At 41.1% G+C, this 21,432-nt stretch carries 16 protein-coding genes and 1 pseudogene; 11 read left to right on the top strand and 6 right to left on the bottom strand.

The genetic code is table 11. The features are described from left to right. Positions 1-50 precede the first annotated feature (50 nt). A complete protein-coding gene (locus F9Y84_RS17415; protein ID WP_147390743.1) occupies positions 51-2,840 on the bottom strand; it encodes a TonB-dependent receptor in 2,790 nt (929 codons plus the stop codon). Positions 2,841-3,532: 692 nt separating this feature from the next. On the opposite strand from F9Y84_RS17415, the gene F9Y84_RS17410 reads away from it, so the two are divergent. The 5 genes from F9Y84_RS17410 (at position 3,533) to F9Y84_RS17390 (ending at position 9,682) form a co-directional block, all read left to right on the top strand. Further along, positions 3,533-4,390 (top strand): GGDEF domain-containing protein, encoded by an 858-nt coding sequence (locus F9Y84_RS17410; protein WP_241651665.1) that lies wholly within the window; start codon positions 3,533-3,535, stop codon positions 4,388-4,390. Next, on the top strand, positions 4,390-5,382 hold the full coding sequence (locus F9Y84_RS17405; RefSeq protein WP_125251785.1) for a helix-turn-helix domain-containing protein: 993 nt from the start codon (positions 4,390-4,392) through the stop codon (positions 5,380-5,382). The genes F9Y84_RS17410 and F9Y84_RS17405 overlap by 1 nt, the downstream gene beginning before the upstream one ends. Positions 5,383-5,849: 467 nt before the next feature. Then, the gene (locus F9Y84_RS17400; RefSeq protein ID WP_125251786.1) at positions 5,850-7,385 is read left to right on the top strand and encodes a S8 family serine peptidase; all 1,536 of its coding nucleotides are present in this window, start codon (positions 5,850-5,852) and stop codon (positions 7,383-7,385) included. Between the two features lie 93 nt (positions 7,386-7,478). Beyond that, the gene (locus F9Y84_RS17395; protein WP_147390744.1) at positions 7,479-8,321 is read left to right on the top strand and encodes a helix-turn-helix transcriptional regulator; all 843 of its coding nucleotides are present in this window, start codon (positions 7,479-7,481) and stop codon (positions 8,319-8,321) included. Between the two features lie 227 nt (positions 8,322-8,548). Continuing rightward, complete coding sequence (locus F9Y84_RS17390; protein ID WP_147390745.1) at positions 8,549-9,682, top strand: PepSY-associated TM helix domain-containing protein; 1,134 nt, start codon at positions 8,549-8,551, stop codon at positions 9,680-9,682. Between the two features lie 178 nt (positions 9,683-9,860). Here F9Y84_RS17390 and F9Y84_RS17385 read toward each other — a convergent pair whose 3' ends face one another. Next, complete coding sequence (locus F9Y84_RS17385) at positions 9,861-10,484, bottom strand: LysE family translocator (protein ID WP_147390746.1); 624 nt, start codon at positions 10,482-10,484, stop codon at positions 9,861-9,863. A 352-nt stretch (positions 10,485-10,836) separates the two neighbouring features. Then, positions 10,837-11,730 carry a LysR family transcriptional regulator gene (locus F9Y84_RS17380; protein ID WP_147390747.1) on the bottom strand — a complete coding sequence of 298 codons (894 nt, stop codon included), beginning with the start codon at positions 11,728-11,730 and terminating at the stop codon, positions 10,837-10,839. A gap of 93 nt (positions 11,731-11,823) precedes the next feature. Here F9Y84_RS17380 and F9Y84_RS17375 point away from each other — a divergent pair, with 93 nt between their 5' ends. Then, a complete protein-coding gene (locus F9Y84_RS17375; protein ID WP_147390748.1) occupies positions 11,824-12,759 on the top strand; it encodes a DMT family transporter in 936 nt (311 codons plus the stop codon). 41 nt (positions 12,760-12,800) lie between these two features. Here the strand turns inward: F9Y84_RS17375 and F9Y84_RS17370 are convergent, their stop codons facing one another. Continuing rightward, complete coding sequence (locus F9Y84_RS17370) at positions 12,801-13,580, bottom strand: substrate-binding periplasmic protein (protein ID WP_147390749.1); 780 nt, start codon at positions 13,578-13,580, stop codon at positions 12,801-12,803. A 379-nt stretch (positions 13,581-13,959) separates the two neighbouring features. Here F9Y84_RS17370 and F9Y84_RS17365 point away from each other — a divergent pair, with 379 nt between their 5' ends. The 3 genes from F9Y84_RS17365 to F9Y84_RS17355 all read left to right on the top strand — a co-directional run bounded on the left by F9Y84_RS17365 (position 13,960) and on the right by F9Y84_RS17355 (position 17,690). Next, positions 13,960-14,310 carry a hypothetical protein gene (locus F9Y84_RS17365; protein ID WP_147391283.1) on the top strand — a complete coding sequence of 117 codons (351 nt, stop codon included), beginning with the start codon at positions 13,960-13,962 and terminating at the stop codon, positions 14,308-14,310. 294 nt (positions 14,311-14,604) lie between these two features. After that, the gene (locus F9Y84_RS17360; RefSeq protein WP_147391286.1) at positions 14,605-16,566 is read left to right on the top strand and encodes a TonB-dependent receptor plug domain-containing protein; all 1,962 of its coding nucleotides are present in this window, start codon (positions 14,605-14,607) and stop codon (positions 16,564-16,566) included. Positions 16,567-16,865: 299 nt separating this feature from the next. Beyond that, entirely contained in the window at positions 16,866-17,690 is an 825-nt protein-coding gene (locus tag F9Y84_RS17355; protein ID WP_128732594.1) for a hypothetical protein, read from the top strand. A gap of 198 nt (positions 17,691-17,888) precedes the next feature. Here F9Y84_RS17355 and F9Y84_RS17350 read toward each other — a convergent pair whose 3' ends face one another. After that, entirely contained in the window at positions 17,889-19,043 is a 1,155-nt protein-coding gene (locus F9Y84_RS17350; protein WP_147391284.1) for an iron-containing alcohol dehydrogenase, read from the bottom strand. A gap of 397 nt (positions 19,044-19,440) precedes the next feature. On the opposite strand from F9Y84_RS17350, the gene F9Y84_RS17345 reads away from it, so the two are divergent. Together F9Y84_RS17345 and F9Y84_RS17340 are read left to right on the top strand one after the other, a co-directional pair. Continuing rightward, positions 19,441-20,340, top strand: a complete 900-nt coding sequence (locus tag F9Y84_RS17345) for a LysR family transcriptional regulator (protein WP_147391285.1) — start codon at positions 19,441-19,443, stop codon at positions 20,338-20,340. A gap of 88 nt (positions 20,341-20,428) precedes the next feature. Then, the gene (locus tag F9Y84_RS17340) at positions 20,429-20,662 is read left to right on the top strand and encodes a hypothetical protein (protein ID WP_128730932.1); all 234 of its coding nucleotides are present in this window, start codon (positions 20,429-20,431) and stop codon (positions 20,660-20,662) included. Between the two features lie 483 nt (positions 20,663-21,145). Here F9Y84_RS17340 and F9Y84_RS22290 read toward each other — a convergent pair. After that, positions 21,146-21,310: pseudogene (locus F9Y84_RS22290) on the bottom strand (helix-turn-helix domain-containing protein); the annotation flags it as partial. Between the last annotated feature and the right edge of the window lie 122 nt (positions 21,311-21,432).

Raw genomic sequence — 21,432 nt, 5'->3', positions numbered from 1 at the left:
TATTTAAGGGATAACTCAACAGCAGCATATTCTAAATTAACCAAAAATAATTAAAATGAGGTCACTGTCACCCCAATTTCAAATGAACGACCGTAAGTCTCATATTGATAGTTATACCGTGTATCCCCTTGGTAAATACTCATCGCTTCATCTGTGATGTTTATTGCATTAAAATATAGTTGCGTCTTGTCGGTGTAAAAATACTTCATACTCAAGTCGAGTTGCAGATGGTCGTCTTGATAAACAGCTTGATTGTTTTCTTCAAATAAAAAACTTTTGCTTTTATAAGATGCACTTAGACGAGCACTAATGAGGTTACTTTCGTAGCCAACCATAAAATTAGCAATGGTATCAGATTGATTTGGCAAGTTATCGTCAGCATCAATTAATGTGCCGTTTGCCGAGATCATCAACCCATTTTGGAAGTTTTTCGTGTAGGCTAATTCTACCCCTGTTAAATCAGCTGCACCGCCGTTAATGCTTTGGATAACTTCTTTGTAGCCTTCCCATTTGCCATTATCTTGTACCTGCGCTTTGATAATGAAATTATCAATACTCTTATGAAAAACCCCAGCTGATAGCACCCCAATAGAACCTGGGTAATACTCCAAAGAAAAATCATAATTACTCGACTTGTATGGGTCTAGGTCTGGATTCCCCACCTCAGCTTTGCGTTCAATTTCAATCGCATCATCTTCTTGTGTAGTTTCGGTCTCTATAAGTTGGAATGCCGCGGCATCTTCAAAGCTGGGTCGTGCAATGGTTTGTGTATACGCAAATCGGGTGATCAGTTGTTCACTTAGCTCATACCTCAAAGTCAAGTTCGGAAGTAAATGATCATAGCTATCTTCCACTTGCCACTGATTTATTGCTACACGTTCTATGTCACTGACTTCATCATTTATCAACTCGACACGATTGCCTGTGGTTGCGTAGTCTGTATCCTCATACCTAAATCCTGCAATGACATTCAGCTTTTCAACATCAACCGTTAACATGGCATATAACGCTGTCACAGTCTCTTCACTGGTGTATGAACGCCCTTTGGTTTCAATATCTGTTTCAAGTTGATTTATCGTAAGCGCATCACGCTTGCTAAAGAAGTAATCTTTGATCTGGTTGCGACTTAGGCCAAGGCCAAATTTACCAAGATCATACTCTGGCTCCGCTGCGCTGAAATCTTGCGCTGTTAACGCCCCAAAACCATCATCGTATAATGTTGCATCAACACGATTAAATTTTTCACGATCCGCATACTTACCACCAAACTTAAACTGGGCATTATGTCCAAGCAAAACAAAATCTTTGGTTAAATCCAGCCTAAAACTGATATTTTCATCTTCACTTAAGTTGTTCTCCCATACGATTTCATCTAATACAAATTGATTAAGCTGACCAGATGCTTCGTCTGCGGCTAAAGTAGGTGTCTTGCCATCAAGTACATAACCAAGTGTAAAGTCCTCTCCAGCAAATGCGGTGTCTAAACGATTTGGCTCACTTTCTTCAGACTTTGAGTAGCCTAAACTGTATTCAATAAACCAATCTTGTATTAGGTTTTCTCCACCTAATACCAAAGATAAAATACTTTGTTCTTCGTATCTGTCCTTGGTATCTCTGTCCATCTCTGCGCCTCGAAAGTACGCTGCACTTTGACTTAATTCGTCAGCTAACACATCACCTTTGTCAAATTTGTACTCATTACGCTGGCGAAACTCATCATCAGAAAACTGACTGTAAAGTGTACGCAAGTAATATTTATTAAACCCTTTGTGATGGACGTCTACGTTCAATGCCGCCCCTAAACGCTCCCGAGTAATACGATAATGACGTTGTTCCATTTCTTCGGCACCGAAAAAACTCACTTCTTCATCAGTGTTGACATCGGCCATCTCAAGTGTCTTCCACCCGCCATCGGTTTCAATATTATGAGAGCCAAACTCACGCTCAAACCAAGAAACCGCTGTCGCAACGCCAACTTCAGTGTTGTTGTTCAGTGTATAAATATCAGTAAAGCTGAAGGAGGCTTTAGGGCTAGTTTCGCTAACTTGTTGGTTATGCGATGCTTGCAGCGTGACACTATAACTTTGTTGCTCGCGGTCAAATGCACTTAGACTTTTGACTTCAATGCTACCCCCAACCGCAGAAGCATCCATGTCAGGGGTCACAGTTTTACTTACCTCTAGACTTTGCACAAGCTCACTGGGGATCACATCCATTGCAACTGAGCGCACACCAGCTTCTGGTGAAGGTACATTAGCACCATTAATGGTCACATTATTCAAGTTTGGATCGATACCACGGATAGCGACAAAGCGCCCCTCACCTTGATCTCGCTGAATGGACAGCCCAGGTAAGCGCTGGAGTGCTTCTGCCGCGTTTTGATCTGGCAATTGGCCAATCGAATCAGCGCTTACAATAGACTTTAACGATAAAGCATTTTTCTGTCTATTTAATGCGCCAGCTTGACCTGCACGTTGCCCAATAACAATAATGTCATCCATTTGGTTCGACTGTGAGCCTAATTGCACTTGAACATTAGTCACTTGGTTTTCATCAATGGTGATGGTTTTTGTTACTGTCTTCGCGCCTAGATAGCTTATCTCAAGTGTATAAGTGCCAGCCGGTACATTGGTTGCTGTAAAGCGACCATCTCGCTCAGAAATAAGCGTTCTTTCTAGCTCTTTTATTAATACTTTCGCCCCTTCAAAGTGGCTTTTTTGTGATACGGAGCTAACTTGGCCAGTTAACGTGTTAGCGCTTGCTGCTGAGCTAAGCACAGATCCAGCACAGATCATTGCAACAGCTGAAAGTTTAAAGCTCGTCGGTAGATTTTTTTTCATTATTTGCTCGCACAGGTTGAGTTATACCAATTTGCTTAATTAAGTGAACTATTTTGGGGAAAAATTGAGCAAATATTCAAACAAATTGATATTGGGTTTTGATACCTCGATAAAACATCGTGGCTACCCTAGTGCGAAAAGGTGACGTTTTTATTTCACGTAGATGCTCAAACTCATGACTTTACTGAATAAATATGAATAAATTAGCCGTCTGAGCCAATTAGACCCCTTTACAAGCAGGACACATGCTTACCAGTTGATTGGTTTAGTAAATAAAGAATATTCTTATTACTAACAAGTCCTTATACAAATTTTAAGTTAGCATCGCTGCGCCTTTTCTTACCGTTAGACCTCGCCGCTCGATGGTGCAAGCATTAAATGCTTGTAGCACAGTCAGAACACTTACCGTGCGTAGAAATGGGTGATTTACTTAACCTAAATTCGGAGTTAATAGGTAAGTTAATCAAACTAATACCAAAGTTCAAAAGGCGTAATATCACGCTAGTCAAAAGTTATGATGGTCTTAAATTTTAAAAATTGCAGTGCCTGTCATAAAAATACCGCCTTTACTGCGCTAAATTGACCCTATCGAGTCCAAGCACAAGTTTTTACCATGGCGCGCCTTTTAGAACTGAACGATTAATATGAAACTGCAACCTTTTTTGTTACACCAATCAAAATGGAGCACACTTGTGGGATTGACGTTGCTTGCGATAACGGCCACTTACCACACCTCTGTGCCTAAACCCTTAGCAGATATTAATTTACTCGACTGTCTTGGTGAAGGTGGACTGGCATTAATAACCTTAATGTGGATAGTCGTTACTCTCCTTACTCGTCCAAAAGGTCTGGTAACTAACCTATTGTTTGCAGGATTAAGTGCTATGTATGTATCAATGCTATGGGATTTTTTAGACGAAATGGTGATTTTTACGCCGCCCTATTTAACTAGCTTTGAAGCTATTCCCGCCTGTATTGGTATGATCTTGATGAGTATTGCTGCTCACTATTGGTACAAAGAGCAAAGTATATTTAATCAAACATTGATGAAAAAGGAGCGGTTTTATCGCGATCACAGTATCACTGATTTTGTGACTGGACTTTACAGCATCGAGTACATGAAAAATCAGATAAGCCATGAATTGGCACGCTTAGAAAGCGAACATTGTACTTTTTGTTTAACCATGTTTGATATTTGCAATTTCGCCGCCTTTTCGCGTCAACATGGTCTACAAAAAAGCAATCAACTACTCAGAGATACTGCTGATATGCTTTCTTTAAGTATGCGTGAAAGCGACTTACTATGTCGATTTGCGGCAGATAAATTTGTCATCATTCATCCTCAAACCACACAAGCACAAGCCAATGCTTTTGCCGCCCGCGCAACCGCTTTTATTGCTCGCCACGCCAACTACCATGACGACAAAAATCAACCACAATTCAGCGCGGTAAGGTGGAGCAGTATTGAAATACATAACCAGCAGTGGGAATTTGAGTCGCTCATGACAAATCTTGTCGCTGCATTAAATCGCACTAAGGTCGCTGCTTGATGCAAACGCTTGAATGTCATATGAAGCAATTAGAAAGTTGTTATTTTGCACAGCCTCTCGTCGATTTAGCGCAGCAGTGTGGTGTCCATGCAGACATTACACTAAAAGGCAGCAAGCTATTTCGCTCAGATCTTTTTGCAAACACTACAACCATTTCTTTTGAGCAACTTGAGCGCATTATTATCAATATTTGTGCACAGCCAAGCTGTCGAGAGTTAAGCTTTATATACGGCCAATATCTACTCAACACACTTATCAGTCACTACGGCTCTTTACTGTTTAATTGTCGCAGTATACAACATCTCATCAATGTATTACTGCTCAGAGGGCTGACGATATTTCCGCTTTTCCATTTTAGAAAGTTGCACAAAGAAGATGGTTATCACTTAACTTTTTCACCGGCTATCGCCCAAACTAACGCCACAGTATTGCGTTTTCTATATGAAGTACTGGCTAGTATCCTCTGCGGATATGTTAAATGGCGCTGCCCTGAGGCACGCTTTACCATACAGTTTCCTTTCGATAAACCAAAAGAAATTGCGCAATATCTCAGTTATTTATCTCAAAGCTATAGCTTCCAGCACAGTGACTTTGTGGTTGCCATCAACAAGCCAACATTAATAAAGCAGCAGATCAATAACTTCCCATTTTTGGTCAACAAACAATTACAAATAACACCAAAAAACACACGCGGATTTCTTGCACAGTTACACCGGCTGCAATTGAAATACCCAAAGTATCACAGTGAGCAAATAGCATCATTAATGGGCATGAGTGCGGCAACGTTCAAGCGTAAACTCAAACTTCACAACACGACTTTCTTAACAGAAAAAGATAGGGTACACCGTCAACAAGCTATGTTTTATGTCGCTGAACAAGGCTACTCAAATGAACAAGTCGCCAGTGCACTACACTTTAGTGATATTACAAATTTTCGCCGCGCTTTCAAGCGCTGGACAGGGCTTACTCCTTCTTATTTTCGTAAAACCTAATAACATTTCCCCAACTTGAAATGTAAAGAATTATTTACCAAAAAATTACAAAAAACATTAACAGATAGAAAATTCGTAGATATCTTTGAAAAAACTTTCCCTGTAACCATACACTATATATTTTAACAATTTCTAGAAAATTATCGTAACCTTCTGTCTTTTATACTTATAAAGTTACTTGTCTAATTCTCGTAATGAACTAAGTAGCACTTTACTCAGTGTACCCACAACACTTTGTAAATTTTATTTGTATTATTTGTTTATTTTTTAATCTTGTGTTCTATTATAATGTAACTAGTACGAGTTGATGTACCCAGGTTAAGTTGACTTTGGTTACCCTGATATTTATTTGTTACTTTTTAATCAAATTGAGTTGAATGGTGAGTAGAGTGTCTACAGCAACTGCGCCAAACCGAACTAGTACTAGATAACACAACTAAATAAAACAACATGTAAGGAACAACAAAATGCGTAAATTAAGTGCAATTAGTTTTGCCATTTTAGCGGGCATGACCTCGGTTAATGCTCAAGCGGCTAAGCTCGTTAGCGTAAGTGCTGAAAAAGCAATAGAGAACCAATATATTGTGGTGTTTTCTACACCTTCAGTACTTGATGTAAATGACAGTAAAGCCGTTGCAGCTTTTGCTAAAAAGCAAGCTAACGAGTTGCAAAACAAGCATAATGTCAGCATAACAAGAGAGTTTGGCGGTATCCTTAATGGCGTTGTGATAAACGCATCAGCAAAACAACTCAAAGGGCTAATCCAAAACCCGAATATCGATTATATCGAGCAAGATCAGACTGTCACCGTAACCCCTTCAATTTCTGCAAACGGTGATCAAGCTAACCCAACTTGGGGCTTAGACCGAGTTGACCAACGCAACTTACCCCTCAATTCAAACTATCATTATGATTTTGATGGCACGGGCGTAACAGCGTATGTAATCGATACCGGTGTTCGTATTAGTCACAATGATTTTGGTAACCGTGCCACTCATGGTTATGATTTTGTAGACAATGATAACGACGCAACAGACTGCAACGGTCACGGTACTCATGTAGCGGGTACAATTGGTGGCGGAGAGTATGGTGTCGCTAAAAATGTAAATATTGTTGGCGTACGAGTGTTAGGGTGTAACGGCTCAGGCTCATATTCAGGCGTGATCGCAGGTATTGATTGGGTTAAGAACAACGCTTCAGGCCCTTCAGTTGCTAACATGAGCTTAGGTGGTGGTGCTTCTCAGGCAGTAGATGATGCCGTGAATAATGCTGTGGCAGCAGGTGTTAGCTTTGTTGTTGCTGCGGGTAACGACAATAGCAACGCTTGTAATTATTCTCCAGCACGCGCAGCTAATGCTATCACTGTTGGTTCAACAACAAGTAGCGACGCTCGCTCTAGTTTCTCAAACTATGGTAACTGTCTTGACATTTACGCACCTGGCTCAGGTATCAAGTCTGCTTGGTACAACTCTGACTCAGCAACAAACACCATCAGTGGTACGTCAATGGCTGCACCACATGTTGCAGGTGCAATTGCACTATACTTGGATGAAAACCCAAGTTTAAGCCCATCTCAAGTTGATTCACTGCTTAGCCAACGCGCTTCTAAAGGTAAAGTATCTAACCCTCAAAGTGGTTCGCCAAATGAGTTACTATACACACTTGCCGGAGGCACAGATCCAGACCCTGATCCAGATCCGGTTCCTAAGCTAGAAAATGGACAAGCAGTTACAGCTTCAGGTTCAACGAACCAAGAGTTGCTTTATACAATTGATGTACCTGCTAATGTAACGCTAAACGTGTCTATTTCAGGTGGTTCTGGTGATGCAGACCTTTATGTAAGAAAGGGCGCTGAGCCAACAACAGGTGTATTCGACTGTCGCCCTTACCGCTATGGTAACAATGAATCTTGTACTTCAAATTCAGGCCAAGGTGGCACTTATTACATTAAACTGCGCGGCTATACAAGCTTCTCAGGCGTATCACTAGTTGCAAGTTATTAAGGTAATACGTTATCAATAATTCTCATTTCGTTTGGGATTTATTGAGAAAACACGTACAGTGGTAGCCCTTATTGGGCTGCCACGTTTGTATTGATGAGTATAGTTTTAGATCTCCATTCCAAGTTGTTACAGCAACACTTTTACGATCATGTATCTCAGCATGAGCTGCACACTGAAGTTCCACTGATTTCAACAAGTATCTCCCAAGTTAAATTACGTGGCATTATCTACCATCGTAATGCTCAGGTTGCCTCGTCAATGCCAGAAGATTATGGCAGTCTCATTTTAATCCAAAAAGGGTCGGGCTGGTGGCTTACTCAGCAATCCATAAGTGCCGCAGATAACATGCAGCTGATTTTTATTGAAGCAGAGCAAAAGCATATCTTTCACCTGCCAGCACATTATCATGCCATTAGCTTTAACTTTCCTATTAGCTGGTTGGTTAAACATACCGGCAAAAGGCTAACACATGGACAAGCAATCAAAATAACTCCAGCGCTCTCACAGCTATTTACTCAAGCACTATTCGTTAAGCAATTAACTAAAACCCAAGCCCAGTGGCTTGAAGCAAATATTCTTCAAAGCCTGAGCCATGCCCTACAATGTTGTCATCTACACTCACCGCTTACAGCGTTGAAGCAGCTGATAGTTAAACATGCGAGTAATGATGCGCTGTGTATCGATATGTTATGTGAGTATTCAGGTTGGTCAAAACGGTATATTCATAAGCTTTTTACTCGCTCTGATCTCAGTGCCTCAGAATACTTAATTCGTACACGCTTAAATCACGCTTATTTTGAATTGGTAGAGCAAAATTCATCACTTAACCAAATCGCCATTAACTCGGGTTTTAAGAGCCAAGCGCACTTCAGCCGTCGCTTTAAACAGCTTTTTGCTCTTTCTCCTAAGCAAATTCCACAAAGAGTGCACTCTTAGGCAAAACCTTCCACCACAACATGGTATAATAAGAATCACTCTCATTTTTATAGCAATAAATCACTGGCACTGTGATAGTCGCAACTATCCTAGGTTCGTTATCAACATTGGCCAAACAGAATGATAAAAACCCGTGATGTAAGCAGATTGATATAGATATTCAGCGTATTTAACCTGAGTTTTAGGTAGCGCATCAGCTAAGGTGGTTTAGTTTTTAAAGGATAATAATGCGCAAAACATTATTTAAATGGCACAGCCTAATGGCACTGATCGCAATGTTGCCATTACTCATCATTTCACTCACTGGCAGCATGTTGGTATTCAAATTTGAGATAGATAGCATCCTTCTCAAAGATCAAGCCACCTTGAATTATGTAGGCCAAGATATTCAGCGCAAGCCAATGAAAGAGTTAGTCAATTTGGTTGCCGCTGCGCACCCCGACTATGAAATTGGTAGTTGGGAGCTATTTGATGACGGCTACGAGGCCGATAGAGTTTATCTGCTAAAACATGGTACTGATACTTGGTTTAAAACCTACCTCGATCCCTACCAAGGAGAAATGCTGAGTGCGCCTGTGGGCATACACAGCGACTTTACCGACTTTATACTTCACCTTCATTACACCTTGTTGCTCAACGACAGCAACCGCTATTTTCCAAATATGGGCGTCGCTATCGGCTTATTTATTGCGATTCTGTTTACCTTTTTAGGAGTGTCTGGTTTAATTATTTACCGTCGTTTTTGGCGACGTTTTTTTAGCTTTAGACGACACACTCCAAGAGTAATCTTGTTTTCTGAGTTACATAAATTAATTGGAATATGGAGTGCACCGGTATTACTGTGCCTTGGGATAACAGGTGTCTATTTTAACGCCGTAGATTACTACCATGAGGCTTTTGAACATGATGAAGCTGATCATCATATTGTCAGTCAAGCAATGTTTAATCGCACACTCGACTTTGATGCAATGATGGCGCAGAGCCTTGATGCAATTGGCGGCTTTACCCCCACTTACTGGTTATTTCCGTTTGAACCACAACAAAAACATATCACTATTTTTGGCAGCGTTGCAGATACGAACCCTTTTATTAGTAACTACGCCTCTACTGTAAGCTTCGATGCCACTACAGGCGCACAAATTGCCGTGTATGACATTCGCACAGCAACCTCTCTAGAGAGGATAATTGATAGCTTTAGAAAACTACATTTTGGTCACTTTGCGGGGCTTCCAAGTAAAATTATTTGGTCTTTAATGGGGCTTGCGCCTATTTTACTTGGCTTTAGTGGTGTCTATTTATGGTGGCAACGAAAACGCAAAAAACATCAAAGTCGGCGTTTGCGTAAACTCGCTTCCCAGTAAGCTGAGCCTGGAGTAAAGGCTGAGCCAACACATTGCTTTTGGATTCGCGTTACGTTACTCCCTTATCTGGTCGGCACGCTTTGCTAAAGCTTAGGTACCTGCACCTTCTAAGCTAGATAAATTCACTTCCAGTAGGCGGCTTGGGAAGTGAATTTGAGGCAGCTTTCGCTATGTATAATTAGCGCTCAGCGCTAACTAAAACACACCCAGCACCAATAAATGTCACACCAAATACTCTACCAATTACATGACCAGACACCCATTTTATCGCTCGCTTTTTAGCACTTTGAGCCAGAAATGAATACATACATAAGCAACAAAAAGATAGGCACATAAAAGTAGTGACCAGCAACGAAAACTGCGCTAAGAGTGGTGCTGAAGTATCGATAAATTGTGGGAATAATGCCGTTGTAAAAACAATAGCTTTTGGGTTAGTTAACGCCACCAGCACACCATCTAGATATAGTCTCACTGCGCTTTTTTGTTTTTTTACACCATCTGGAAGAGATACCTGACCTAACCCTTTTCGCCATAAGTTGACCCCAATATAAATCAAATAGAGCGCGCCTAATATTTTCACAACCGTAAATGCCGCTGTTGAGTGGAGCAATAAGCCACTCAAACCAATAACGGCACAGCTCGACATCAGCAACAACCCTGAAACGTTACCAAATACAGTTAGCAACGCCCGCTTAAAACCCACAGCTAAACTATTCGTCGCCACCAACAATGCAGCGGGACCTGGTGTCGCTGTGGCCAGCAGCGCAATTGTACAAAAAGCTAGCCAACTTTCAATTGTCATAAAACCACCTATTTCAGAGATGAGCTTACTCATTTAGACACGGTTTTAACCAGTGCCCAAAATATAGACATTTGCATAATAACCACATCACCGCTCATATTTAAAGCATTTTTAGTAATGAGAAATTAAATAACCTGAGGTTAGGATAAAGAGTGAACTAGCTCATTGTTTTTAAGACCATATTCAATTATCCCCTACTCTAGCCAGACTGCTTTGGAGATAACACCGCTTTCGCGTCCTGCTTTTACCAAGGTACCTACACCTTGTAGGCAAGGCGAATTTACGTACCAATAACTGCCTATTGGAAGTGAATTCAACGCAGTTGGTGCTAAATCTGGCTGCTAGCAAGGCATTAATTATCCGAAGCTCTGATTAAATAATCAATAAATAAGCGTAACCGATGTGGCATGTTGTCTCTATCTCGATATAACAAGTGAACCGTTCTCGGTTGCCCAGACCACTTTGGTAGCAAACGAACTAACTTGCCACTTTCTATCCACTCACTAGCCATAAAATAAGGGATAAAACCCACACCAAGCCCTTCAATCACAGCTCGAGAAACAACATGTAAATCATCAGCTTCTAGTCTAGCGGGAGGCAAAGGCGTATAGCTAAATTTTTCACCGGTGGTGGTCTCAACCAGCTCCCAAACCCTGACAGGGTTACTTAAAATAACAGGCAGCTTTTGTAGTTCTTTAGGGTGGCTAATTGTATTTGCTTCAATTAAAGCTGGACTACTACACACTATTGACTTTACTTGCTTCAACGGTCTGCTTATCCAATCAAGCGGAACCTCGTCACAGGCTCTGAAAGCGAGGTCAATATGCTCTTTTTCAAGATCAATATTTTTATTAGACAGTGAAAGGTTAATAGATATTTTTGGGTATTCGCGCAAGAACGCATTAAAGATATGCGCTAACTTATATTGAGTAAAATTATTCGGTGCTGACACGTTAATCGTCCCACTCGCCTCTCCTTTTTCATCAAATAGCGCATCACCTGCACTTTGCAATGCTTCTAACAATCCGCCACAACGCTGAAAATATTGCACACCGCTTCCTGTTAATGTCACTCTATGCGCATCACGATTCAGTAATCGCAATTGTAATGATTGCTCTAAGTTTTTGATACGTCTGCTTAATGTAGAAATAGGCATACTCAATTCAAGCGCTGCTTTACTAAAGCTACCTTGCTTCGCAACGACCCAAAATAGTCGCATATCATCTAAAGAATAGTTAATTTTCATATTTGGAATCTAATATATCAAAAACGCTTATATCTTGTTGATATTGGAATATATAAACTTATCTTAATTTCATTCAATTAGTTACCCATTTATATGAAAAAAAATGCCATTATCGTAATGATGCTTGTATGTGCATTCTCTTGGGGCAGCGTATTCCCCTTAGCAAAAGTTGTACTCCAAGATATGTCTGGCTTATCGCTGTCCATTTGGCGCTTTGCGATTGCTGTTTCTAGCCTTTTAGTTTTTATGTATATAACCAAAAAGCGCATAGTTTCATTATCACTAACTCAGTATCTTGCGTTAGCAGTCATCGGCTCTATTGGCATTGGAGGGTTAAACTTTGCTCTGTTCTCTGGACTGGAGCACACATCAGCCACAAATGGCGCGTTAATCATGGCTTTAAGCCCCATTGTTACTGCACTTCTGGCAGCCATCGTTGATCAAACCTCCTTGCGGAAATTGCAGCTGTGCCAACTTGGCATCGCCTTATCAGGGGTTTTATTGGTCATTACCAAGGGTGATTTAAACAGCCTTATCAATTTAACAATCAATAGAGGCGATGTGACTATTCTCATCGGTATGTTGGCTTGGTCATGCTACACGGTCTGTGCATCCAAGGTATCGCATTGGTTAGCCCCCCTTGAATTTTCATTAATAACGATGGCTATGGGACTGACGACCTTGTTAATAATTAGCTTGTTTAGGGCAGAAGTAACACCTTGGGAATCGTTTATCACTTTGCCTAACTTCTCATTGGCGAGTTTAATTTACATCGGCGTCTTTGGCACCGTGGTTGGATACCTGTGCTGGAACAGTGGAGTGAAAGCGTTTGGCTCCGCAAAAGCCTCGTTATACTTCAACTTGGTGCCGGTATTTGCTGCTTTGGTTTCTGCGTTGATGGGACAAGCAGTCAGCGCAATTCAGTTAATGGGGATGTGTGTTGTATTAACTGGATTAATGATGCCTACCCTACTGCGCTTTATTAATACCAAATATGCAGCTGTCACAGCCTCAAAAATTAAGAGTTAAAATTGGATAATGGCTCATTTATATTAGTTGGGGGTATTACTTCAATTGATAGCAGCATCAGGGTGAAATTCTGCATTGAGCAGTCGCTGCCATTGGCGATCCCACTCTCTAGAGCGCTTTAGCTGGCTTAAGCCTTTGTTAAAATCGTTTTTCAACACTAGGCTACCCTCTCGAGATTTAGGAAATAAAACGTGGGCGGTGTAGGCCAAGAATGGTTTGTCGCTCGCATGAATTAACGTGGCATGCTCTGGTGTAAAGGCTTTAATGAGCAGCGCCTGCATCGCGACATCACTTAGCAGCACCAAGTCAACGCGGTCGTTGAATAGCATGTTTAAGCTGTGTTTATCATCCGTCACCATCAACACATCCAACTCACCTTGCTCTACCGCTTTATGAAACTCTGGCACATATTCATACCCCAATGTTGCACCAATCCGAAACTTTTTCAGATCATATATGTTTTCCCATTTTGGCAAAGGAGTTGTCTTTCTAAAATAGGCGAGCAAATTGCCTTTATAAATCTCATCGCTACAATAAAACGAATCAGCATATTCAGGCTCACACACCCAGTAAGACGCCATATCAAATTGCCCCAAGTGAGTTGATTGAAAGCTACGCTTCCAAGGCAAATACTCAAAGTGTACTTGGTAGCCTTGGCTTTCTAGTGCTAGACGGATGATATGGTTAACAAAACCATCGTTTGCAAGTTGCTTGCCCGTATATGGAGGGTATTCTCCGGTGGCAACCGTTACTACACGCTTAGGTTGAGCCGAAGCGAACAATGAACAAGCCAATAAAATTAAACTCAAAAGTTGAATCATTGTTTCTTCACTATAAAAAACGTCTCTTTTAACTATAGTTGCTTTTTCGAACACCTTCTTCCATAAGCTAATTGCCAGCTTTAATACCAATTTTCTTAATTAAGTGGTCTATTTTGAGGCGAGAAAATCTTGTCGATAACTAGGCAAAAATTTTGCTATTTAGTTGTTCTAAATAAGAAACCTTTAACGCGTTTAGCGTCAGATTTACTCCTTCAAATTGGTATAACTCCCGCCTTTTGTGGTTGAAATAGCGTGTTAGCGATGTGCAAATAACACATAGACACCCAAAGACTTCACTTATCACGTAAAAGCTCTTACAATACCGAGGCCATTTTTGTTGCAGATAGTTATGTATAACCCATTGTCAAAGCTAGTTTTAATGATAACGTTATTGGTTGCCCTTGTTGGCCAAACCATGGCTTTTGACTTTGTAGGCAGCAAGGTTTCAGCTTCAATCATAGAAGCAGCCGAGCATCAAACTGTAGTATTGAGCGATGGTAACCTGTCTACAGATACCGATGACTGTTGTGATACACAGTGCTGTGAAAATGACTGCATTTGTCCAGACAACGCATGTACTACATTTGTTTTCATCACACTTCGGCTCAACGTTCCATATCGATTACATACTCATGACCTAGATATTGGTCTGACGCATCGGTACACCGGACGGCATGTGCCGCCCCTTGAACGACCACCTATTTTACCTTCTCCATTAATACCGATATAGCCTGAACCTCAGGTTTTATATCCCGTAGGCTAACTACAACCAATACAAAATAATACCAATGTGCGTAGCCGTCAGTGTGCAACGGACACAGCATGCGTTGTAATACCACTTTGTTTTAATACTTGCTCAACTTGAGGGAGTAATACCAATTCGACTTAATAAAGCAAATTGGTAAAAGCAGAATATGTTGCAACTGAACTTTACAGCTTGAGTGCTTGGTATTGCTATTCAAATGAAGTAGACATTGCTAAACGTTGGTGTCACACCCAACGCTTTGTATTATTAGAGGTAAAAATGCGATATACATACTCTCCAGTGGCACTCGCCATCCTATTAGCTCCATCTATATCTCATGCTGGAGAACAGCATCACCATGAGCATGACGACAATAAAATTGAAAAGATTCAAGTAACGGCATCACGCTTAGGACGGATCGTAACCGAGTCAGCAACAAGAACAGAGATTATAAATGGTGAAGAAATCCAAGAAAAAGCCCTAATGCGTCCGGGTAATATTTCCATGTTAGTTGCCGAAACAGGCGGAGTGCGAGTACAAAATACCTCCCCAGCCCTTGGCAGCGCCAATATTCGTCTACAAAGTTTATATGGTAGATACACCCAGTTATTGAGTGATGGATTGCCACTCTATGGCGGGCAAACAGCTTCAATTGGGTTATTGCAAATCCCGCCCACTGATTTAGCCAACGTTGAAATCATCAAAGGCTCAGCCTCCTCGCTTTATGGTGGCTCCGCACTTGGTGGAGTGATTAATTTGATCTCTCGTACTCCTTCAGATGAATTTGAAGGAGAAGTATTACTCAATGCTACATCAAAAAGTGGTCAAGACATCACTTCGTACTTCGCAGCACCTATTCATGACACCACAAGCATGTCATTAACTGCTGGGATACACCATCAAGCTCAACAGGATTTAGATGATGATGGCTGGCTTGATATGGCAGGATATGAACGTGCAACAGTTCGCCCTCGTCTATATTGGGATGGTGAAGACGGGGAAAGCTTGTATTTTACGCTTGGCGCAATGACAGAGAATCGTGAAGGCGGTACGCGAGAGGGAGCAACACTAGCTGATGGTAACCCCTTTGTTCAAAGTCAGGATTCACAAAGCATAGACGCTGGCTTTATCTTTGATAAGCCACTAGCACAAACACTGAGCCTAAACCTACGAGGCTCGATGATGCACCAAGAGCATGATCACATTTATGGTATCGTTGAAGAAAATGACACCCATGAAAGCTACTTAATTGAGTCTAGCGTATCCGGGTATAACGACCATATTGCATGGCTTATTGGTATGGCATATCAAGAAGATAGCTTTGATTCACAGGACTTTTCAACTTTTAATTATCGCTATCAGGTACCGGGATTGTTTTCACAGGTAGATTATGAAGCAAGTGAAGATCTCGCTGTGTCATTGAGCGCGCGTACAGATTGGCACAATGAATTCGGCACTCAGTTTAGCCCGCGTATTTCGGTATTATACAACCCGGAACATTGGATTATTCGAGGCTCTTACGGACAAGGCTTTTTTGCCCCAACACCTTTTATTGAAGACATCGAAGATACGGGCTTGTCACGCCTTATGCCCATCACCGATCTTGAGGAGGAAGAAGCAACAACTGCCTCTATTGACCTAAGTTATGTCACTGATAAATTTGAGAGCAGCATTACTTTATTTTCCTCTGACGTTGAAAATGTCACGGCGCTAGAAGTTGTTAATTCGAATACGCCTTCACAGCAGCAACAGGTTCGCTTAATAAATACGAGTGGCCAGAGCGAAATACGGGGCGCAGAGTTACTACTGCGTTATCGTTGGCATGATATCAAATTCACAGGAAGCTATTTATACACAGATGCTACTAAAAACAGCATGTTCGATGCCTCTCGCGTACCACTTTATTTAACCCCAACACACACCGCTGGTGCAGTTATCATGTGGGAGAAACATGGCAGCCACTTATTGGGTTTTGAAGCTTACTACACGGGCACACAACACCTTGAAAACAACCCATACCGAACCAAAAGCGATGCCTATTGGCATCTCGGTCTACTTGGGCAAATTACAGTGGGAAATATTAGCTATTTTCTGAACGCAGAAAATTTACTCAATGTAAGGCAAACTAAAGAGGAACCGCTGCTGTTAACTACACAAGCGCCAAGTGGCCGCTGGACAACTGACATTTGGTCACGCAATGATGGATTTACCGTCAACGCCGGGATACGAATAAAATTTTAACCTTAATGATTCTTTAACAAAAATAGAGTAAACTACCTAAACTTAGTCATTTTTGATTAACTAAAAAACAAAAGACAATGTTAATTCATTACTTTTAAAATAACATGTTAAATCAATGGCTGAGTTTACGTAGTTAACCTGGGGCTGGATAAAAAGAGCACTAAGTCCTTGCGGGTTGTGTTCACCCCATTTAACTAGCACGCTTGGAGAATAGCTTCACGTATCAAAAGCGTGCCTCGGGATAGTTATCCAGATCTCAGGTTAGTTAATAACTATATGTGTTAATAAGGATTATTTTAATGAAACTTAGTTCAATCGCCGCAATAGTCAGTCTAACGCTATGCAGTGCAACATTTTCTGTTGGTGCCACCGAACAAGAAGAAAAAACAGCAACAATCGGCGAACAAATCTTAGATAAAGTAAAAAGCAAACTATTAAATGGTTTTGGCTCTTTACTTGCCGACGCTGTATTTGGCTCTGGTGGCCCGCAATACGTAATGCTTAGCGAAGAAAGCCTACAAGCGATACAAGATAGAGTTAGAAAGGAAATTGTTCGTGATGCTGAGTATGACTTTATTGCAGAGTTTCGCAGTGTAGAAGCAAGCTTAAAACATTATGGAGATACCGTAAAATACAAGGGTGAAGATCCAGTGTTATTAGGTGGTCTGTTAATTAAAGCCAATGATTTAATTAACCACAGAGCACTTAACAGTCGCTATAATGATGACTTTTTCTACCTTGCTGATACCTACGCGCTAGCTGCATCTGTAGTCGTTGCAATATATACTGAGCGTCACTTAGCAGGGCTGGTACCTAAGTCTACCGTCGTGACCGCAGCAAGAAATTTAGCCAACCAACTCAGCACAATGCTAGCACAGAAAAAACAAGCCGATCTCCCACTTAGATCAGGCTGTGACGACCCAGACCCTTATGATCAAGCGGTTGAATATAGATGCTGGCTAAGAGACCCGTACGGTAATCACCTAGCGTCTTATGTGGTTGAACCTCAGTACCCTGAAGACCATGCTTATTGGGAGAGTAGAAAAGCACAAGCTGAGCTGGAATACAAACAAACAAAGTTTGATAAGATCCAAGCCGTTATCGACCAGTTAAGAAACCTGTAACGTATCGCATACTCGCGTACATTATAAATATGCTGAACGTGGCATAACTTTAACTTTTAGCTAAAGCGATATTACGCTGTTAACCATAGCTATTTTAGTTGATTAACTCCCTTTTATGCTAAGTTCAAGTTAAGTAAAAAAGCCAGTGACGCTATCACTGGCTTTTATTTTGATGCAATAGCTATATTACCTAAGCTGTTACAGCGCTAATCCTAGTATTTGCGCTGCTTTTTCTAAATCGATATCGCCGTGCTCACCCAAAGCAGTCATGCCGTTCTTTTCAAGATTAGCAACTACCGCCGAGATTGCTTTTTCGTCCAAATCGTAGTCTGTTAAACGCGTTTTAACTAGCATCGCTTCAAAAAAGTCTTGCACTGCTTTGATTGTTTTATCAATTTGCACCGCCGTGTCGGCTTCGTTAATATCAAAAACACGTTTACCTAACTGCTGGATTTTCTCTGCTTTTTGCTCTTTCTGTGCATACATAAGCGCTGGTAAAACAATAGCAAGCGTTTGCGCATGATCTAGGTTGTATAGTGCCGTCAACTCATGCCCTATCATATGTGTAGACCAATCTTGTGGTACACCTTGACCAATTAAGCCATTTAACGCCATGGTAGCCGACCACATCACATTAGCTCTGACATCATAGTTTTCAGGCTCGCTCAGTGCTTTTGGACCTTCAGTGATGAGTGTTTGTAAAATACCTTCTGCAAATCTATCTTGTAGCGGCGCGTTTACCGGATAAGTCAGATATTGCTCAATTACATGAACAAACGCGTCTACTACACCGTTACTTACTTGACGAGGCGGTAACGAGTAGGTGTATTCAGGGTCAAGTACTGCAAACTGTGGTTGTACTGTGGGCGATGAAAATGCGCGCTTCTGCGAAGTGGCTTTTTTTGTCACCACTGAGTTGCCGTTACTTTCTGAACCTGTTGCTGGTAAAGTCAATACAGCTCCGATAGGTAAAGGGTCGCTAAAGCTTGCGCCTTTAACCAAAATATCCCACGGCTCGCCATCAAAATGATAGGCAGCTGCAACGAACTTTGCACCATCAATCACGCTACCACCACCCACAGCAAGAATAAAGTTGACGTCGTGCTCCTTTGCCGTGGTCACCGCCTGCATTAATGTTTCGTAGGTTGGATTAGGCTCTACCCCCCCAAACTCAATGACATCAACACCAGCCAATGCGCTCATTGCTTGGTCGTATACCCCATTCTTTTTGATAGAACCACCGCCAAACAGCAATAGCACTTTTGCTTGCTCTGGTAATCTTGATGTTATTTCACTCATTTGGCCTTTACCAAAGAGGATTTCGGTTTGGTTTTTAAATACAAAATTAAGCATGCTTAATTCCTCTGTGTTGTCTATACGGTAGATATAACGTTCATTCTCTACACTTTGGCTCATTCTCAGTGTAGTTTTTATTGATTTTTGTCTTATTGTCGCCTGTCTGCTACTGGCTGTGGCTTAATCGCGCCCAATACTTGCAATAGCGATAAATATTTTTATGTTTAGGCGAGTAACCAAAAACAGTGAGAGCCTGCAAGCTATGCAAGGCGGTATTCGACATTGCACCACTACTCTTTTAATACAAAGCGCTGTAAATAAAGCACGGCGATTTAAAAGTCTGATATCGTTGCGCTTTACCTGTGTTAATGGAAGCATAATACGTGATTTGCGAATTGAGGAGAATTCGGATAAGTTTGGAGGAGCAATCAGAATTCTTATGGCTTAATATGTTATGTCCCATCTAACCCAGTTAAAAACCTTTGTTGAAGTGTACCGCTGCAAAAATATTACCAAGGCTGCTGCCAATTTAGGCATGTCGCAACCCGCAGTCACGGCACATATTCAAACAATGGAATCAGTGGTCGGAAAAGCCTTATTTGAACGCCAAGCAAGAGGCGTAAAACCAACTCCAACAGCACATGACTTAGCACTTCAGGTATCTAGTCATATTGACATTTTAGAGCAGAAGATAACCTCTATACGGGCGAGATCAGAGGCTGTGTTTGGAACACTAAACATTGCAGGCCCTGCTGAATACATCAGCTTTGTGTCGGGCCCACAAATTGCTAATTTACTCCAAGCAGGTAATATCAATGTAGTGCTACATATTGGCAATAAGATTAATATTTTTGATGCGTTGCTCAATGATACCGCCGATATTGCAATTGCTGCATCAACCCCCGATCCTGCAATATTCGACTATCTAGTGTTAGATAAAGAGCAACTATGGCTCGTCATGAATCGTCTAGAAGGACGAGAGATCCAAGACCGTAAGATCACCGCAGAGTTACTCTCAACCTATAATGTTGTAACTTACGATCAAGACTTGCCACTAGTACGACAATATTTTGACCGCGTATTTAATGCCAGCTGTAACTCCAATGTTATTGCAATTTGTCCAGACATTCGCGCCATCGCACACATTATCCGCTCGGGTATTGGTTATTCAGTACTACCAGACTACTTATGCCGTGATTTAATTAAAGCTGGAGAGCTTATCCAATTGGGATCTGTTGGCCCAGAGAACAACATCTACTTAGTATGGAAAAAAGGCGCTTTGAAGCACCCGCGTATTGCATTTGCAAAAGATGTCATCTCTGCATTTGCAAATATTAACTACCTATCGAATTAAAAACTTGTAAAAAATAATTCTCCGCAGATTTTTTCTCGGTTTCCCTGTTACTTTCATGTGAACGAATAGAGACGGGGTTGGAACAACAATGGACTATCAAAGCCAATATCGTGACTTAACAATTTATTATAACGCGCTAAAAAAAGCGACCAAACAAAATGGTGCTGTACCAGACACAACGCTAAAGTGGCTCAGGCTGGTTGAAACGACATTATTTGAATTACAAGAGCTTGCCCACATGGAAAAAGCCTATATTCAAAAATCAAGAACCATGAATAACCTGATTGAAATGGTATACTCTAGTGCGCCAAATCTAGAATAATCACCGTGCGGTTCGATTATAAAGCAAATAAAAAAGGTGCAGTTAAAAGCACCTTTTTTATTAAAACTAGCGAGCCTAATCTTAGGGCGGAAAAATAGTCAGCTTATAGCAATTTTCTTAATTAAGTGATCTATTTTAAGGCGAGAAAACCTTGTCGATAACACCGCTTCCACGTCCTGCTCACGCCGAGGTACCTACGTCCTGTAGGCAGGAAAAAATTTTGCTATTTAGTTGTTCTAAATAAGGATTTTCTAACGCTGCTCACGTCAGACTTACTCCTTCAAATTGAGCAAGTATTAAGTCAAATTGGTATTACTTATCTAGTCAGTGCATTTTAGCAATAAGTATGAGTTTACTCCTCGAAGCTAAAACTCTGTCGACAAGGTCAATTTACGCCCCATTAATACAATAATCAGCTGCGGGAATCTAATTTACGTACCAATACAGTAGCTAACCGCTATACCGTTATGAACTCTTCAAAGCTCAAATTAAATGCTGTGGCTTTTGTAATGGTTGCTGTCGAACAATAAAACCAATATAAAGTACCGCTACACACAACAACATAGGTAGTGCTTTTAAATACTCAAAATAATCATAAAAGAAAGTTACTTCCCAAAATATTTTTGCGAACTCTTCGTTAACACCCAGGGCGGGATCGCACTTTTAGCTAATTTATGATCAAATAGCGCCAATCCCATTGCTAGGCGCAACCAATGAACCTGATTGAACACCTTACAGTTGTAGAAGAAACTCGCTCTGATATTAACAAA

This window comes from Pseudoalteromonas peptidolytica (genome assembly GCF_012641745.1).
In the GTDB taxonomy this organism is placed as follows: domain Bacteria; phylum Pseudomonadota; class Gammaproteobacteria; order Enterobacterales; family Alteromonadaceae; genus Pseudoalteromonas; species Pseudoalteromonas peptidolytica.
This window is presented reverse-complemented; position numbering and strand designations above follow the sequence as displayed.

Coding starts and splice junctions, on each gene's coding strand:
- F9Y84_RS17385 (WP_147390746.1), bottom strand. CDS start 10,484: ATGACAATTGAAAGTTGGCTAGCTTTTTGTACAATTGCGCTGCTGGCC.
- F9Y84_RS17345 (WP_147391285.1), top strand. CDS start 19,441: ATGTCCCATCTAACCCAGTTAAAAACCTTTGTTGAAGTGTACCGCTGC.
- F9Y84_RS17400 (WP_125251786.1), top strand. CDS start 5,850: ATGCGTAAATTAAGTGCAATTAGTTTTGCCATTTTAGCGGGCATGACC.
- F9Y84_RS17405 (WP_125251785.1), top strand. CDS start 4,390: ATGCAAACGCTTGAATGTCATATGAAGCAATTAGAAAGTTGTTATTTT.
- F9Y84_RS17370 (WP_147390749.1), bottom strand. CDS start 13,580: ATGATTCAACTTTTGAGTTTAATTTTATTGGCTTGTTCATTGTTCGCT.
- F9Y84_RS17360 (WP_147391286.1), top strand. CDS start 14,605: ATGCGATATACATACTCTCCAGTGGCACTCGCCATCCTATTAGCTCCA.
- F9Y84_RS17355 (WP_128732594.1), top strand. CDS start 16,866: ATGAAACTTAGTTCAATCGCCGCAATAGTCAGTCTAACGCTATGCAGT.
- F9Y84_RS17365 (WP_147391283.1), top strand. CDS start 13,960: ATGATAACGTTATTGGTTGCCCTTGTTGGCCAAACCATGGCTTTTGAC.
- F9Y84_RS17390 (WP_147390745.1), top strand. CDS start 8,549: ATGCGCAAAACATTATTTAAATGGCACAGCCTAATGGCACTGATCGCA.
- F9Y84_RS17375 (WP_147390748.1), top strand. CDS start 11,824: ATGAAAAAAAATGCCATTATCGTAATGATGCTTGTATGTGCATTCTCT.
- F9Y84_RS17340 (WP_128730932.1), top strand. CDS start 20,429: ATGGACTATCAAAGCCAATATCGTGACTTAACAATTTATTATAACGCG.
- F9Y84_RS17350 (WP_147391284.1), bottom strand. CDS start 19,043: ATGCTTAATTTTGTATTTAAAAACCAAACCGAAATCCTCTTTGGTAAA.
- F9Y84_RS17380 (WP_147390747.1), bottom strand. CDS start 11,730: ATGAAAATTAACTATTCTTTAGATGATATGCGACTATTTTGGGTCGTT.
- F9Y84_RS17415 (WP_147390743.1), bottom strand. CDS start 2,840: ATGAAAAAAAATCTACCGACGAGCTTTAAACTTTCAGCTGTTGCAATG.
- F9Y84_RS17395 (WP_147390744.1), top strand. CDS start 7,479: ATGAGTATAGTTTTAGATCTCCATTCCAAGTTGTTACAGCAACACTTT.